This window comes from Nostoc sp. (assembly GCF_036917675.1).
Lineage (GTDB): Bacteria > Cyanobacteriota > Cyanobacteriia > Cyanobacteriales > Nostocaceae > Nostoc.
On sequence record NZ_JBALCT010000003.1, the window covers coordinates 36316 to 52266 of the forward strand.

General features: G+C 43.5%; 13 protein-coding genes and 1 pseudogene. 4 read left to right on the forward strand and 10 right to left on the reverse strand.

From position 1 onward, the window contains the following. Positions 1 to 65 precede the first annotated feature (65 nt). On the reverse strand, positions 66 to 827 hold the full coding sequence (locus V7K31_RS00795; protein ID WP_335092018.1) for a class I SAM-dependent methyltransferase: 762 nt from the start codon (positions 825 to 827) through the stop codon (positions 66 to 68). Positions 828 to 833: 6 nt separating this feature from the next. Here V7K31_RS00795 and V7K31_RS00800 point away from each other — a divergent pair, with 6 nt between their 5' ends. Continuing rightward, on the forward strand, positions 834 to 1652 hold the full coding sequence (locus tag V7K31_RS00800; RefSeq protein WP_335092019.1) for a class I SAM-dependent methyltransferase: 819 nt from the start codon (positions 834 to 836) through the stop codon (positions 1650 to 1652). Positions 1653 to 1736: 84 nt separating this feature from the next. Here the strand turns inward: V7K31_RS00800 and V7K31_RS00805 are convergent. Beyond that, a pseudogene (locus V7K31_RS00805) lies at positions 1737 to 2971 on the reverse strand (RNA-guided endonuclease TnpB family protein). A gap of 319 nt (positions 2972 to 3290) precedes the next feature. Here V7K31_RS00805 and V7K31_RS00810 point away from each other — a divergent pair. Both V7K31_RS00810 and V7K31_RS00815 read left to right on the forward strand, forming a co-directional pair. After that, complete coding sequence (locus tag V7K31_RS00810) at positions 3291 to 5552, forward strand: cation:proton antiporter domain-containing protein (protein WP_335092020.1); 2262 nt, start codon at positions 3291 to 3293, stop codon at positions 5550 to 5552. Between the two features lie 461 nt (positions 5553 to 6013). Further along, positions 6014 to 6232 carry a hypothetical protein gene (locus V7K31_RS00815; protein ID WP_335092021.1) on the forward strand — a complete coding sequence of 73 codons (219 nt, stop codon included), beginning with the start codon at positions 6014 to 6016 and terminating at the stop codon, positions 6230 to 6232. On the opposite strand, the gene V7K31_RS00820 is transcribed toward V7K31_RS00815, so the two are convergent. From V7K31_RS00820 to V7K31_RS00845, 6 genes are all read right to left on the reverse strand, one after another. Then, the gene (locus V7K31_RS00820; protein ID WP_335092022.1) at positions 6229 to 7665 is read right to left on the reverse strand and encodes a TolC family protein; all 1437 of its coding nucleotides are present in this window, start codon (positions 7663 to 7665) and stop codon (positions 6229 to 6231) included. The genes V7K31_RS00815 and V7K31_RS00820 overlap by 4 nt on opposite strands. Positions 7666 to 7783: 118 nt before the next feature. After that, entirely contained in the window at positions 7784 to 8455 is a 672-nt protein-coding gene (locus V7K31_RS00825) for an ABC transporter ATP-binding protein (protein WP_335092023.1), read from the reverse strand. 621 nt (positions 8456 to 9076) lie between these two features. Next, entirely contained in the window at positions 9077 to 10357 is a 1281-nt protein-coding gene (locus V7K31_RS00830; protein WP_442941179.1) for an ABC transporter permease, read from the reverse strand. Positions 10358 to 10379: 22 nt separating this feature from the next. Further along, on the reverse strand, positions 10380 to 11969 hold the full coding sequence (locus tag V7K31_RS00835) for an efflux RND transporter periplasmic adaptor subunit (protein ID WP_335092024.1): 1590 nt from the start codon (positions 11967 to 11969) through the stop codon (positions 10380 to 10382). Positions 11970 to 12221: 252 nt separating this feature from the next. After that, positions 12222 to 12923: a hypothetical protein gene (locus V7K31_RS00840; RefSeq protein WP_335092025.1), complete on the reverse strand. Its 702-nt coding sequence runs from the start codon at positions 12921 to 12923 to the stop codon at positions 12222 to 12224. 304 nt (positions 12924 to 13227) lie between these two features. Beyond that, positions 13228 to 13866: a TetR/AcrR family transcriptional regulator gene (locus V7K31_RS00845; protein ID WP_335092026.1), complete on the reverse strand. Its 639-nt coding sequence runs from the start codon at positions 13864 to 13866 to the stop codon at positions 13228 to 13230. 145 nt (positions 13867 to 14011) lie between these two features. Here V7K31_RS00845 and V7K31_RS00850 point away from each other — a divergent pair, with 145 nt between their 5' ends. Then, a complete protein-coding gene (locus V7K31_RS00850) occupies positions 14012 to 14899 on the forward strand; it encodes a tetratricopeptide repeat protein (RefSeq protein ID WP_335092027.1) in 888 nt (295 codons plus the stop codon). Positions 14900 to 15158: 259 nt separating this feature from the next. On the opposite strand, the gene V7K31_RS00855 is transcribed toward V7K31_RS00850, so the two are convergent. Together V7K31_RS00855 and V7K31_RS00860 are read right to left on the reverse strand one after the other, a co-directional pair. Next, positions 15159 to 15563 (reverse strand): response regulator, encoded by a 405-nt coding sequence (locus tag V7K31_RS00855; RefSeq protein ID WP_334832516.1) that lies wholly within the window; start codon positions 15561 to 15563, stop codon positions 15159 to 15161. A 70-nt stretch (positions 15564 to 15633) separates the two neighbouring features. Next, positions 15634 to 15864 carry a hypothetical protein gene (locus V7K31_RS00860; protein ID WP_335092028.1) on the reverse strand — a complete coding sequence of 77 codons (231 nt, stop codon included), beginning with the start codon at positions 15862 to 15864 and terminating at the stop codon, positions 15634 to 15636. Between the last annotated feature and the right edge of the window lie 87 nt (positions 15865 to 15951).

Here is a 15951-nt window from a genome sequence, read left to right on the forward strand (position 1 = left end):
CTGGCAAGGAGTCTTACTTTATTATGGCTTGGTGCATATTTTTATTGTGATACACTGCCCAAGCCTCATCTTGTCAATAAATCGCTAGAATCAGGTTTCTCAAATACCATTAAATGCTGTTGAGGTAACAAGTTTTTAGTTTCACGCCAAACCAAACCAACAGCTTGCATTTCTTTACGGACTTGCTTTTGAGTCATCTTGTGTAGACCTTTAATCATAATAAAGGGATTTTCGCCCCGGTACTCAACTAAAACCACCCTTCCACCTCGTTTCAGTGCTTTCACAATTCCTTGCATCACTTCTTGGGGATACTCAAGTTCATGGTAAGCATCCACCATCAGAGCCAAATCGACACTTTCAGGTGGTAGATTTGGGTCAGTAAGGGTTGCCAAAACAGGCTCAACATTGGTGATGTTTTTCTCTTTTTTGAACAACTCAATGATTTCCAACATTTCTGGCTGAACATCTACAGCCAACACTTTACTTGCTGTTAATAGCGGCGCGATGCGAAAGCTTAAGTAACCTGTACCAGCGCCAATATCCGCCACCACATCATTAGGTTTTAGGTTGAGGGTGTTGACTATTTTACTTGGCTGTTCCTCTCCCTCTCGGCTTGAACGTTCTAGCCAGCCAGCGCCCGTATATCCCATAACTTTGGCAATTTCTCGCCCCATGTAATATTTGCCGATACCATCTGGATTATGGATAATATGCTGTTCGTAAACTGTGGTGGATGAAGAAGTGGCTTGTGCTGTGAGGGTTGGGTTCAGCAGCGAGCAACTCAATATCACAACAAGAGTTACTATAAAGTGGAGAAAATTTGACATTTGGTTATGACTGATCAGGATAGTTATAAGCAGCAACTAAGAGAATTCTATGGTAGTAGAACGACTTATGACCATGAGGAAGGTACTCGCCATCCTCTAGAGGCGAAGATTCTACTTGAATTTGTGCCACTAAATTCGGGACAGAAAATCCTTGATGTGGCGACTGGAACAGGTTTAGTTGCGATACCCGCAGCTGAAAAAGTTGGTTCAGAGGGCTATGTGATTGGGATTGACATGACCCCTGAAATGTTGCATCAAGCAAGACTTAAGATTGCAGCAGCAAAATTACAAAACATCGAGCTGATTGAGGCAGATGCAGAAGATTTCAACTTTAGTGATAGTAGTTTTGATGTTGTCTTTTGCTGTGAGGCAATTGTACTTTTCCCTGATATCCTTGCTACTTTGCAAAAGTGGTATCGCTTCTTGAAAACAGGAGGGTATGTGGCATTTACCTGTCCTCCCGAAACTGCTTTTATGGCATCTCTTCAGCAGAGGATCTGCGCTAGAGTTTTGGGCGAATCGCTACCACATATCCTTGAACCACTTGGGACTCCAGAAAAATGTCGAAATTTCCTCAATCAGGCAGGTTTTAGAGATATCGAAATTAAGATTGAGCCATCAGGACGTTATCGCCCTCTTAGGGATAGCAGATTATCTAGAACAATAATTAATATAAATTTTAAAGGGAATCCTTTGTTGTCAAAATTATCACGAGAACAATTAAATCAGTTGCAAGTTGAGTACAAAGTAGAAATTGAAAAGCTAGCAACTGATCAAGGTATTTGGGAAGACACTACAAAGTTCTTTGTTCGCGCTCAAAAATAAGTTGATGAGCAAAGCTTTGCTGCTGAACTGACAGCTTCGGGCGATCGCGCATGATCATCATGCCGTTAATAATGACAGTGTGAACTACCCACACTGACTTGGAGCTTGCCTTGTACAGTGTCGGCTTCTGTAATCACGAGGGAGTGCCGCAACTTGGACTTTCGCCCTAGTTTTGGTCTTACCTCCCCTCCTACAGCAGAGACGGCTGAACCTTCCGCCTTTAGCATTCTGATACCCTCTGCCCTAATATTTATCGCTGCGTTTCCATCACGATCATGATGAGTATTACAATGAGGACAAGTCCACTCACGGACATCCAACGGCAACTCACTGATTTGATAGAAACAATTAGAACAAAGCTTAGAACTGGGGAACCATCTATCAATTTCAACTAACTTTCCACCAATACGAGCTAACTTATAGTCCAAGAAGTTAGTGAACGTTCCCCACCCCACATCAGATATTGCTTTCGCCAATTTGTGATTACGAACCATGCCTAATACATGAAGATTCTCTACTATGACAGCTTGGCTATCGCTGACTAACTTATAACTAAGTTTATGTAGAAAATCCTGCCTTGAGTTACTAACTCGTTCGTACACTTTGGCAACAACTTTTCTATACCTATTCCTTGAATTACTCCCCTTTTGTTTACGAGCTAATTTCTTTTGCTTCCGTTTCAAGTTTTTCTCATGCCTGTCTTGGTGCTTAGGGTTATCGTATTTAGAAATCTTTTTGCCATCAGTTATAACGGCGAAATGTTTCAACCCTAAATCAATCCCATATATTTTACCTTCTGAAATAACTAGATTTTCGCCCTCCACCTCAGTCAAGATAGAGGCAAGGTATTTACCAGAAGGCGTTTTACTCACAGTAACAGTCTTTATTTTCCCCTCAATGGGTCTGTGTATTTTGGCTTTAACTGTCCCAACATTGCCTGGAAGTTTGATATCACGATTTACAATTTTGACATTCTGAGGATACTGGGCGGACTGTTTACCATGTTTCGATTTGAACTTAGGAAAACCAGCACGCTTATCAAAAAAGTTTTTGTAAGCTGTGGTCAGATTCAGTGTTGTCGCTTGTAAAACTTGGCTATAACAATCAGCTAGCCATACTGTATCAACAGATTTTTTGAGTGCGGGAAGAAGTGCGTTGAGCGCTGCACGAGTAAGTCCAAACCCTGTTTCTTTGTAAGTCCCAATTGACTTATTTAGGGCATAATTCCACCACCACCGAGCGCAACCAAAAGTTTGAGCTAATTGGATTTGCTGCTCAAGTGACGAGTATAAACGAACTTGTACAACCTTGTGTAACACTCAATATCACCTCATTGATATATTCATCTTAGCATGATATCTATTTTCTGGTAACGCCCTAAAACAAAATAAAATAACAAAATAAAATAATTGTTGATTCGTCATACATCTAATTTTTGTCTTTGCTGTGCAAAAAATTAATATTAGATGCAATCCTTATCAACCGCCTTATATCCCGCCACTGATTCTGGGTACAGAATTCAGGTGGGGGACTTACGGCGTAATAGGTTAAGCTCCTAGGCCGATGTAGAAATAAACATTTTCAGTATTTACTTGAACAGCCCCTTGAAAAATTTGTAATCCATCTTTGGACGCTTATATGCAAAACCTGTCCCTGATGTTAGTGCCTGTACTCGCTGCACAGAAAGCAGCCGGTGACGGTTTAATTAAACCTCTCGGTCATCATGAGCTGCTATTGGTGCTGGTGCAACTGTCACTGTTGCTTCTGGTAGCGCGGGGATTAGGTGAGTTAATGCGCCGGATTAACCTACCGCCTGTTGTTGGGGAATTATTAGCAGGTGTGCTGCTTGGCCCTTCTATATTTGGTTTGCTTCTTCCAGACTTACAGGCGCAAATCTTTCCCAAAAGTCAAAATCAGTCTGATTTACTTTCGGTGATTTCTTGGTTAGGCGTGTTATTTTTGCTGATTGTGACTGGCTTGGAGACGGATCTCAAGCTGATTCTTCGTAAGGGTAAAACGGCTCTGCTGATTTCACTGGGCGGAATTATTGTCCCGTTTATCACCGGATTTGGATTGGGCTGGTTATTGCCAGATAGTTTTTTAGCCGATCCAGATAAGCGACTGGTATTCAGCCTGTTTATCGCCACAGCAATGAGTATTTCGGCAGTACCAGTGATTGCTAAGGTGCTGATGGACTTAAACCTGATTCGCCGTGACATAGGTCAAGTCACCTTAGCAGCTGGGATGACTGACGACACCATCGGCTGGATTTTACTTTCTGTGGTTTCAGGTTTAGCTACTAGCGGCAAGTTTGACTTTGGGACAGTTTTTCACTCCGTGAGTGCGGCAGTATTGTTTCTAGCGATCGCTTTCACAATCGGGCGTACCATCGTAGACCAGATTTTGCGCTGGGTTGATGACTACGTTGGCGGAATCTCCGCTAGTATATCGGTTGTGCTGATTCTTTCGCTCTCAGCAGCAGCACTTACCCACGCATTAGGTCTGGAAGCAGCATTAGGTGCTTTCGTGCTGGGGATTCTGGCAGGTCAATCCCGCCGCTTTAGCAATGAAGCTGGACATATGCTAGAAGTCTTCACAGCAGCCTTTCTAGCGCCAATTTTCTTTGCTTCAGCTGGCTTGAAAGTTAATTTGCTAACTCTGTTAGTCCCTCAAACGTTGATATTTGGCTTGATTGTTCTCACTGTCGCCTGTGTTGGGAAATTTACAGGTGCTTACCTTGGTTCTCGCGTCGGCGGCTTGAGTCATTGGGAAGGTTTGGCGATGGGTTCGGGGATGAATGCTCGCGGGGCGATGGAAATTGTCGTTGCCACGATTGGTTTATCTCTGGGAGTGCTGAATCCCCAGATGTACTCGATTATTGTCATGGTAGCGATCGCTACTTCCCTAATGGCTCCACCTCTTTTGCGCTGGTGTTTGTCGAAGGTGGTTATGAGTGAAGAGGAAGCTCGACGTTTGGAACAAGAAGAACAAGATAGCCAAAGCTTTATCAAACAAATCCAGCGTGTCTTAATACCCACTAGCGGTGGCCCCAACATCCAACTAGCGGCGCAACTAGTCGGTTACATGGCTCACCAAAACTCCATAGAAGTCACATCTCTATATGCCCTGAGTGACAAGCAGCCCCAAAAAAAAGCACGTCGAACGGCAACCCAAGTTAAAGACACCGCCGCCGAGGAAGCTCTGGCTTCTGTTGCTGAAGAAATGCAGCTACCTGCTGATACCATCCTGCAAACAAAAACGGAGTCTGGGCGTAATAAGGCCGAGGTCATTCTGAATGAAGCGAACAAAGGCTATAACTTGATCGTACTGGGAGCTTCTGAACAGATCCGCCCCCAGAAAGCATTGTTCAATTTGCTTGTAGACCGGGTAGTACAAGATGCGCCTTGTGCAACGATGGTGGTGAAGTCGCACTTACCCCACCCTAAAGGCGAGATATGCAAAATTGCTCAACAACAGCTGAAAAAAATTCTGGTGCCGACAGTAGGGACAGAATATAGCAAAAATGCGGTAGAGATGGCAAGTACGATCGCTGCTCAAACAGGGGCATTAGTGATGATCGTTAACGTGATTAATTTGCCACAGGTTGAGTATATTCTTTACGAACAGCGATCGCTAGCTCCAGTGAAAGAAATTGCCCATGATATGCTCGAACAGCAAGCAGCAATTGGCCGCAATCTGGGTGCTGATGTCAAAACATATATTCTACAAGGAACCAGCTCAGAAAGGGAAATCCTCAAGTTTGCCCAAACCAATGAAGTTGACCTAATTATTCTCGGAAGTAGTATCCGAATGGTTACGGGTCGCGTTTTCTTCGGTCACAGAGTCGATGCAATTCTGAGTAAAGCCCATTGCCCAGTAGCGATAATTACCACGCCATAGTCATTCTCAACTTAGATGCCTTTAGTTTGCTTGAATGATAGCTATAGCGGTTATCAACAAGCGTGAGGTACAATTTTGACCTCTCTCCTAAAAGGAGAGAGGTTTTGAATTTTTCCCCCTTCCCGCTTCGGGAAGGGGGTTAGGGGGTTAGGTCTGTTTGCATACCTATACCTCACCGGATTGAAAATGGCTATACACTCACATAGATTACCAATCTAAGAATCTAAGCAAACTTTTCTTTAATGATTTGACCTTAAAAACGTGGATTAAATAAAATACAAAACTTTATCCTATCTCTAGCTTCCCTCTCCTTTATAAGGAGAGGGATTGAGGGTGAGGTAAGCCAGGGACATAAATAGTATGTTATTTAATTCTTATTCCTTACTACAGCATTTCATTAATTCGTAGCAAATTAAATTTTGCAATACCCTACAATGCCAATGCATCCCAATACAATGTTTATGCGTTCCCCTACAATGCCAATGCATCCCGATGCAATGTTAATGCGTCCCTCTACAATGCCAATGCATCCCGATGCAATGTTAATGCGTCCCTCTACAATGCCAATGCATCCCGATGCAATGTTAATGCGTCCCTTTTCAATGCCAATGCGTCCCGATGCAATGTTAATGCGTTTCCCTGCGTTAAAAAACTACGTTTTTACGCAAAACTGTACTTAGCGCGAAGCCCTATAAGTGACTGATATTTGCAAATTAGCTAGAGCGATATTGTAATTCAAAATAGCTGTGACTCGATTACCTTCTGCTGTTGTCAGGTCATTTTCAGCAGCAATCACTTCTGTTTGAGTGCCCACACCAGCTTGGAACCTCAGCCTTGCTAAATTTAGAGCTTCCCTGGCTTGATTTAAAGCCACACTAGAAGTTTGCACATTATTTAAATTGGATTGCAATTGAGAATAGTACTGTTCTACATTAAAGCGAATTTGGTCGCGCTGGCTAGCAAATTGAGTCTCTGCGATCGCAATATTAGCTTTCGATTGAGCCGCACTCGCTCTTGCTGCTCCCCCATCAAACAAAGTTAGACTTCCTTGAATTGCTGCTGAATACCCATCAGTAACGCTGACGCCATCATTATACCGATCTAGCAGGTTGTAGTTGCCTACTACACTAATTTGCGGCCCTAGCTGTGAAAGCGCTTGTCGTCGCTGTTGCTCGTAAATATTACGTTGTGCCAAATACTGTGGCAATTCTGGACGATTTTGAAACGCTTGGACAATAGTTTCTTCCAGTGTTGGCTGCCAAAGACCCGCTATTTGTACGGGATCTGCGGCAGTGATATCAACTGACTGCGACAAACTTAACAGAGTTGCAAGCTGACGACGGGCAATTTGCTGTTGTGAAATAGCATTAGTCAGGACTTGTTGGGTATTTGCTAAATTTACCTGAGCTTGTAGCACATCGAACTGCGTACCTACTCCAGCATCTAGTCGAGCTTGAGTATCCCGCAAACTAGCTTGGGAATTCTCCACAGCAGACCGACTAATTCTGACTTGTTCATCGGCTTTTTGCAAATTGTAGTATTGAGTGGTGGCATTTAATCTAATTGTCAAAGACTGACTTTCAACATTAAATTCATCTACACGTAGTTGTTCTTCAGCTGCTTGGATTGCCGCTTGTCGATTCCCGGAGGTATAGAGATTGTAATTCAGTTGTGCTGAACCATTGAAAGAACTGCTGCTTTGAGATTGACCGCCACTAAAACCATTCCCACTGTTAGTCAGACTACTGTTGATTCCCAGAGTAGGAAACAAGGCAGCTTGAGACTGACGTACCGCCGAGCGACTGCGTTCTAGCTGCAATATAGCTACCTGTAAGTCTCGATTGTTGCGTTGTACTAGTTGCAAAGCTTGTGCCAAACTGATTGGCACAGTTTGCTGAATCCTTACTTCCTCCGGTTTGGTAGGAAATTGCAGAGGATTGGGATTGGGGTTGAGATAATCGGGAACCTGTACAGAGCTTGAAGAATTCTGTGGTTTTAGGGGAGTTGCTGCACTTGCTAAAGTTGGAAAAAAAATAGCGATGCCTGACGGCAAGGCTACGGCCAACGCGACGCTAACCCAGGTAGAATGCACGAAGATTAAGCTGAAATTCATAAGATAGATGTAGTCATTAATCGGGTTTCTTTGAGGATACAATCAAAAGTTTTCATCCTGATTGACCTGACAATGGTTTAAATTTTAAATTCCCCCTCAAAGGGTTGATATTAACAAATTAGCCGACAATCAAGCCATCCTGAACTCGAATAATCCTGTTGGTTTGAGCAGCAATATCTGGTTCATGGGTGACAATCACAATCGTAATTCCTTGGTCATTAAGTTCTGTCAGCAAACTCATCACCTCACGCGAAGTTTCAGTATCTAAAGCTCCTGTTGGCTCATCTGCCAAAACTAAAGCAGGTCGGTTGACCAAAGCCCGAGCGATCGCTACTCGTTGTTGTTGTCCGCCAGACAGTTGACTAGGACGGTTAGCTATGCGTTCCGCCAGTCCTACCTTTTCCAAGGCTTCTAATGCCCTTTCACGACGTTTTGGCTTAGACAAGTTAGCGTAAACCATTGGTAACATGACGTTTTCCAGCGCTGTCGCCCGCGCCAATAGGTTAAATTGTTGGAAAACAAAACCTATCCTTTGGTTGCGGATATAGGCTAATTCATCATCATCAAAAGTCGTCAAGTTTCTGCCTTCAAAAATATAGTCTCCAGTTGTGGGACGATCCAGACATCCCAAAATATTCATCAGCGTGGATTTACCCGAACCTGACGCACCCATAATAGAAACATATTCCCCTTCCTCAATGGAAAGTTGAATTCCCTTGAGTATTGGAACACTAACTTCTCCCAAGTAGTAAGTTTTAGTAATAGATTCCATCCAAATCATCGTTGTCATATTGATTTGCCTTAATAAATTATTAGTTGTTGGTTGTTAATTTTTCATAAATTGATTTGCCGTAGGGGGAATTCATGAACATTAGTGTCAACTTAACGTAAAAACCTCCCTAGAACCAGCTTTTAGAGATTGTCTCATTCCCAGTCTCCGACTGGGAATGCCTATGGGAGGCTCCGCCTCTTGAAAAGCGGCAGAGCTGCCAAGAGCAGCATTTCCAGCCTCTGGCTGGAAACGAGGTTTTTAAAGGGTTTGCGCTTAAGTTGACACTAATGATTCATGAATCGCCCCTACAGCGTGTAGTTTTGCATAAGTAAGTCGGCGAGAAAAATTCAATGTATATGAAGAAATCTAAATTCTTAGTAGTGGCGTGGCAAGGCTAAAATAGTCCATTAAAAATCTTGAAAATATTGAGATTTTAGAAACATAACTAAATTTTTCTATTGCATCAATTTAGCCTTGACACGTTAGTAGGGTGTGTTACGCCGTAAGCTAACGCACCTTGCATCGTTGACGGTGCGACGCTTGGCGACAACGCACCCTACATTAAAATTTATTAACATAGCTTGAAATATTAGCACCGACTTACTTAAGTCCTATTTTAAATTTTCCAGTTTGAATTATTTAGTCACTACGTAAAGCGTTGATTGGATCTAATTTAGATGCGTTTCGAGCTGGAATCACACCAGCAAGTAAGCCAACCGTTAACGAGAGTCCAAAGCCAGCAATGATCGATAAGAAAGAAATTACAAAGGGAAATTTGAAAATGTTTGCAGCTGCAAACGCTAATAAAATACCAGTCGCCATCCCAATACATCCGCCGAGAATGGAAATCACGATCGCTTCGGCTAAAAATTGATTAAGTATTGCCGAATTGGTGGCTCCTACGGCTTTGCGAATCCCGATTTCTCGCGTCCGCTCAACCACGGAAACTAGCATAATATTGGCAATACCAATTCCACCAACCACCAGAGAAATTCCGGCGATCGCCACCACCATAACTGTAAATAAACCCACAATACTAGTAAAGGTACTAACAATATCAGCTTGATTGGTCAGCCGAAAATCATCAGCTTGCGGCGGATAAATGTTGTGACGCAGCCGTAAAAGATTGGTGACTTGAAACTGAGCGGCTTCTAACTGCTCCTGATTCGCGCCTTTAACTAAAATTCCATTTACAGAAACGCCTACCAGGGCATTGTTACCAACCAGTCTCTTCGACATAGTAGTTAGAGGGATGAAAATCTGGTCATCTCGATCCATCGGGCCTTGAGCGCCTTTAGGTTCCATCACTCCAATTACTTCATAAGCCTCTCCCTGAATCCGAATTCGCTCACCGATCGGATTTACACCCTTTCCAAAGAGTGTGGTTTGGACTGTGGGGCCAAGAATGGCCAGCTGTGCAGCAATATCTAGTTCTTCCTGAGTAAAATATCTCCCTTGCTGGGGATGGGTATTTCTGACTTCTGGGTAGTTTAAATCTGTGCCATAAATGGTTGTTGAGGTGTTCTGTCCTGCATATACAACTTGGGCGCTGCGTTGGAGATAAGCAGAAACCATTTGTGCTGAAGGCGCTTGTGTAGCGATCGCCTTAGCATCTTCCCAAGTCAAGGTGCTGCTAGAACCTACTCCTTGACGGACATTTCCGCTTCTTGCCGCACCCGCCAAAATTTGGATCACATCTGTACCCAACGCTTGTATTTGTTGCTCAACCCCCTTTTGCACTCCCTGACCGATAGAAGTAATCGCAATGACTGAGGAAATCCCAATAATCACGCCCAACATAGTTAGACCTGTGCGTAATTTGTTACTCCACAGAGTCTCTGCCGCCATTGTCAAGATTTCCAGCAACGGTACTGTGCGGGTCTTCTTAGCTTTGTAAAAGCCCTTAAATATCTTAAACATAAGGTTTTATTTAAAACTAACTTTAAGGGGAACCACCGCCGGAACGACTACCAGAAGAACCACCACCTGAACGACCGCCACCGCCGCCTCCACCTGCTCCACCTCCTCCTAGACCAGGAAAAACTCCTCCTCTTGGTGTTGATTGCGGACGTGATCCTGGTGGGAAACTGAGTAATACTCTCTCATTTCCTGTCAATCCAGACTTAACTTCGGTAAAGTTATTCGCGGTAACGCCAGTCTCGATGCGAGTAAACACAGGTTTGTTATTCTTTCCTGCCACAAACACACCTGTGGCATTTTCTTGCCGCACCACTGAGGCCGTTGGCACTACTAAAACATTTTCAACTTGACCGACTTGAAAATCTACTGCCACATTCATCCCAGACCGCAGTAGCCTTTGAGGGTCCAAAAGTGATACTCTCACTTCAAAACTGGTGACGTTTTGCTCTACTACTGCTTGGGCAGCAATTTGGCTGACTTTACCTTCAAAGGTTTTTCCTGGGTAGGCATCTGCTTGAATCGAGACTTTTTGACCAAGGCGGATTTTAGAAATATTTGTTTCCGCTAAACTTGCGACAACTTCATTTGTTGAAGCTAAAGACAAGATTGAAGAAGAAGAAGAAGAAGCTACTTCACTACTGGCAGTTGTGGGTGTCACGAAAGCGCCTGGATCAGCAAATTTCTTTGTCACCACACCATCAAAGGGGGCGCGAATAATCGTGTCATTGATTTCGGCTTGGATGTTTTGCAGGGAACCACGAGCAGATGTTACCTGGGCGCGAGCTGCGTCAATATCTTCTTGGCGTGTTCCGGCTTTCAGAAGTGCCAAAGCTTGCTGTCTCTGCTTGACTACAGCTCGGGCTTGGTCAATGTCTTCTGGACGTGACCCAGCTTTTTGCAACCCCAATGCTTGCTGTACTTCATTTACACTAGCTTGGGCGCTGTCGCGGGTGGCACGGTTTTGGTTAAGAGTCTGAAGGGAAATACCGCCTGCATTATAAAGCTGTTGATTACGAACAAAATCATCTTCTGCTTGGCGAAGGGTGGCTTGAGCGCTTTGCAAGCGTGCTTGTGCTTGGCCAATATCTTGAGAGCGATTACCTGCTTGTACCTTTTGTAGATTTGCTTCGGCTTCGTCTAATACTCCTTGTGCTTGAGCAATATCTTGAGGACGATTACCTGCGATCGCTTTTTGCAAATTCGCCTCGGCTTGTGCCAATTGTCCTTGAGCAGAGGTGAGTTGCCCCCGCAGGTTGGAATCATCCATGTAAGCGACAATCTGTCCTTGTTTGACGAGATCCCCTTCCTTCGCCAGCAGGCTTTTCAGGATGCCAGAATTTTTCGGGCTAAGGTTGATTGACCGCTCAGGCTTCACCGTTCCGTTCGCTGAAACTGTGATTGTTAAACTCTGCCTTTCTACAGGCTTTGTCAGCACCCGACGACTAGCTTGTTGACGGGAAACAACCGTTACTTGGTAATAAACTGCATAGCCAATTCCACCCAAAAGGCAAAGAGCAATTAGCCAAGAGAGCCAATTACGTCTGACCTTTTTTTTCTTTACCTCTGGAAGCGAAACTGATGAATCTACGATATTTGGTGTATCAATCTTCATATCCACTTTGTCTATAAAGAACGGCTACCGAGCTAGTTATTCACGGCTCAAACTATAGCCTGGTAGCCTTATACTGATTGAGTTTTTAGTGTTTTTACAAAAAAGAATTCAAAAGCGGAGCCGGAGACGTTTCTGTTGCTCCGGTCAGAAAGAGCCAGTCCGATCTTGCTTCTCCCTACAGCCCTTCGAGCATCCTACGGCAGGCGATCTCACCTCTTTTTTAGGAGAAAGGGAGACATCAAGGGCGATAGTTTAAAGGTTTATTTGCAGCACCAGTCCACTAGGAAGTCTGAAGTAATCATCATGCACTCTGACTAATCTCCCAGAAGGAACAATTTCCTGATTGGGAAGAAGAATATCTCCATTGGGAAGTCTGAAGTAACCTTGATTACGCAATCTGGCTATGTTCCTAGAAGGAATAATTTGCCCATTGGGATATCTAATGTCACCATTACCAAGTCTGACTACTCTGCCATTGGCTCTGCCATCGCGGTTCCAATTACCCCGATCGCTAAAGTTTCTGATTTCTCCGGTATTGGTTCTGCCGTCGCGGTTCCAATTACCCCGATCGCTAGAGTTTCTGATTTCTCCAGTATTGGTTCTGCCGTCGCGGTTCCAATTACCCCGATCGCTAGTATTGGCTCTGCCGTCGCGGTTCCAATTACCCCGATCGCTAGAGTTTCTGATTTCTCCGGTATTGGTTCTGCCGTCGCGGTTCCAATTACCCCGATCGTTAGAGTTTCTAACTTCTCCAGTATTGGTTCTGCCGTCGCGGTTCCAATTACCCCGATCGCTAGAGTTTCTAACATCTCCGGTATTGGTTCTGCCGTCGCGGTTCCAATTACCCTGATCGCGTTCAGGCGTCTGGGCATTTGCAGGCGCAGCCAAGAGAGCGGGAACAATGATCAGGGCAGCAGCAGCTAAGACTATTGATACACGGTTTGGTTTCAGCATGTAATTGATTCCTTGTTTAGATTTAAGTTCTATTCTGCTTAGGTTCGGATTTAGTAATTTAGACAGTTGCTTTTGTTTTGGCATCAAGATGTCTAATATTTACGCTATCGTATAAATTCTTACATTCTAATTATGGCTCAAAAATTCCCAACCGATGTATGACCAAAGTCACTAGTAATTCCACACTGATATATGACCAAAGTCATCAGTTTTTATAATGCTTACTGGGGAAGGGGAAACGCGGGTAAATATTTCTAAAAATCTCTTTGTTTCTCCGTGTAAGAGCATCCCCACGTCAGTTTACTTAATCCTGGCTTGGTGCAATTCCTTGCCAGATAATATCTATCAAATTAAGTATAAATACTGATACTTCCGTGGCAGGATCTCCATAATTTAAGTAAGTTCCTATTCCTGATTGGGCAGTTGGCATACTGACTTGGGACGACATCTGCTCTAAGAAAACGTAATTCATCACCGATCCTACTAAGATATGAGCCACTGTCTGGGGATCGCAAGGGCGAAGGCGATCTTGGTTGATCTCACGCTCTAAGAAAGCAGTCATTAGTTTGACATCTAGCATCGGTCTTGACTCTTTACCTCCAAATTCTGGCATCGCATTGCCTCGCGATCGCAGCATCATGATTCGAGGTAATATCTCACGATAGAATTCCATAATCTGGAGGCAAATATTGATCAGGTTTTCTTTGAGATCGCCTTTGCCACAAAGAGATTCCAACTCATTCACCCAGAGGGGTTTTTCTAGAATTCCCATCGCCGCAAAAAATAATTCTTCTTTCGTTGAGAATCGCTTGAAAATTGAAGCTTCAGAAATACCAGCTTGTTGAGCAATTTCTAAGGTTGAAGCACCAAATCCTTGTTGTAGGAAAACTTGACGAGCCGCTTCTAAGATTTGCTGATTGGTGATTCTGGGTATACGAGCCATAAATAAGTAAGTGGATACTTATTAATATATTGCCCTTGTGATGGGGATGTCAAGAGCTAATGACGTAAGATTTTGCTACCGTCAAGAGCGGAGATCGTTTAAGCTAGCTGAAAGATTCTTTGATTAGTGGCTTAAAGGCGGTAGTGTGCCTAAATATGTTCGTTTGATTTCTTTTCTAATGGTTTGTAGTTTGTGGAGTATGCCAAAAGCCGCTAACGCGCAGGCATTAATACCCCATACATTGCAACTAGATGCGACAAAGTTAGAGAAGCAGGGGTTGAGCTTGGCACAAGAAGCAGCTCAACTAGCTCAGTTTCAACAGATTGATTTAGCTTTGCCACGAGCGCGGTTGGCGAGTCAACTGGCTCCGAAGAATGATAAGGTGTGGTTGCTGTTAGGTGGATTGCAACTGCAAACTAAAGAGTTTGACGGAGCGATCGCTAGCCTGAAAAAAGCGCAATCTATCAATCCTAAAAATGGTGATATTTTGTTTGCTTTGGGTTCAGCGAATTTTCAGCAGAAAAATTATCAGGCTGCTCTAGTCAATTACCAAGATGGTTTGAAGTTAAAACCCAATGATCCAGAAGGGTTGTTTGATTTGGGGAATGCTTACTTTCTGCTGGGTAAATTGCCAGATGCGATCGCGCAGTACGATAAAGCAGTCTCTCAAGATAAAAAATTCTGGCCGGCGCTCAACAATATTGGCTTAATCAACTACGAACAGGGTAATATCCCCGAAGCGATTAAGCGATGGCAATCTGCTGTAACCCTTGATAAGCAAGCCGCAGAACCTTTATTGGCCTTGGCAGTGGCACTGTATACTAAAGGCGAGCGCCAACAAGCACTAACCTTCGGAGAAGCAGCACTCCGCATCGATTCACGCTATGCTAGTTTGAATTTCCTCAAAGAAAATCTCTGGGGCGATCGCTTACTGTCTGATACGAAAAAATTCCTAGAATTACCCCGTATTCAAGCAGCCCTACAGCAACGAGAAAACTCATCATCAGCCCCGGGAAAACAGCCTACTCAATAGGAGTGAGGAGTAGAGACGCGATGTTCCTCGCGTCTGTGAGGAGTAGAGACGCGAGGAACATCGCGTCTCTACAGAAGTTAGGAGTTAAATATTTCAACTCTTCATTCACAACTCCTCACTCATAACTCCTCACTCCTAACTCTCTAATCGCCACTTGCCTAAGAGTACCTTTTTGTAGTACATATATACTAACTAAATACAGGAACTAGTCGCCCAAAAACATTGGCGGGTGAGTATTCCTGAAATAAGTCGTTAATTCTCAATGGTCGTCTGTGGGTAGAAGTGCGATGATTTGGTCAACAAACTGTTGATGGTCAACAACTGGCTTAGAAATGTAGCCATCAGCACCGCTTTGCTTGAGAAAATTCTCGCGATCGCCTTCCATAGCATGTGCCGTCACCAAAATAACAGGTAATTTTGCTGTTTTTGGATCAGATTTTAACATTTGTGTAATCTTGATTCCATCAACAGACTTACCTTGATAAACACTTCTAGACAGAGAAACATCCATCAAAATCAGGTCTGCTTCTCCTGATTGGGCAATTTTTATGACTTCTTCGACATTTTCAGTGTGTTTCACACCCAAGCCACCACGCTTGGACAAAATTTTGGAAAAAACACGAGCATTAATTAGATCGTCTTCGACAATTAAAACAGTTTTCATGAGAATTTTAGTTATAGAGGTGAGAGGATTCAAGAATTGCAGAATTCAAAATTAACAAATGCAATCATGATCAGAAGGAGTCAGAAGACAGAATTCCGAATTCAGAATACCCCGCAGTCAAGTCAAGAGTAACAGTCACGGAAAGAATTTTTTCTTCTACATGATTAAAATCGCTTGCTCTAAACTTCGATTCTCTATCCAGTCCCACAGAATCCATTCTGGATTCTGTCTCCTGAATTCTGAATTCTTCTTCGGTAAGTATCATGGCTACTAAGTTTATGTAGATTATAGTCGTCTGCATCCTTTTTAATAGTCAATGTGCATCCTCGTCATCAAGGATGATACTACTGCTTTTTATTCTATGACCATCAAAATTTTGTTATGAATC

Coding starts and splice junctions, on each gene's coding strand:
- V7K31_RS00810 (WP_335092020.1), top strand. CDS start 3,291: ATGCAAAACCTGTCCCTGATGTTAGTGCCTGTACTCGCTGCACAGAAA.
- V7K31_RS00820 (WP_335092022.1), bottom strand. CDS start 7,665: ATGAATTTCAGCTTAATCTTCGTGCATTCTACCTGGGTTAGCGTCGCG.
- V7K31_RS00800 (WP_335092019.1), top strand. CDS start 834: ATGACTGATCAGGATAGTTATAAGCAGCAACTAAGAGAATTCTATGGT.
- V7K31_RS00845 (WP_335092026.1), bottom strand. CDS start 13,866: ATGGCTCGTATACCCAGAATCACCAATCAGCAAATCTTAGAAGCGGCT.
- V7K31_RS00825 (WP_335092023.1), bottom strand. CDS start 8,455: ATGACAACGATGATTTGGATGGAATCTATTACTAAAACTTACTACTTG.
- V7K31_RS00795 (WP_335092018.1), bottom strand. CDS start 827: ATGTCAAATTTTCTCCACTTTATAGTAACTCTTGTTGTGATATTGAGT.
- V7K31_RS00835 (WP_335092024.1), bottom strand. CDS start 11,969: ATGAAGATTGATACACCAAATATCGTAGATTCATCAGTTTCGCTTCCA.
- V7K31_RS00855 (WP_334832516.1), bottom strand. CDS start 15,563: ATGAAAACTGTTTTAATTGTCGAAGACGATCTAATTAATGCTCGTGTT.
- V7K31_RS00860 (WP_335092028.1), bottom strand. CDS start 15,864: ATGCAGACGACTATAATCTACATAAACTTAGTAGCCATGATACTTACC.
- V7K31_RS00840 (WP_335092025.1), bottom strand. CDS start 12,923: ATGCTGAAACCAAACCGTGTATCAATAGTCTTAGCTGCTGCTGCCCTG.
- V7K31_RS00815 (WP_335092021.1), top strand. CDS start 6,014: ATGCGTTCCCCTACAATGCCAATGCATCCCGATGCAATGTTAATGCGT.
- V7K31_RS00830 (WP_442941179.1), bottom strand. CDS start 10,357: ATGTTTAAGATATTTAAGGGCTTTTACAAAGCTAAGAAGACCCGCACA.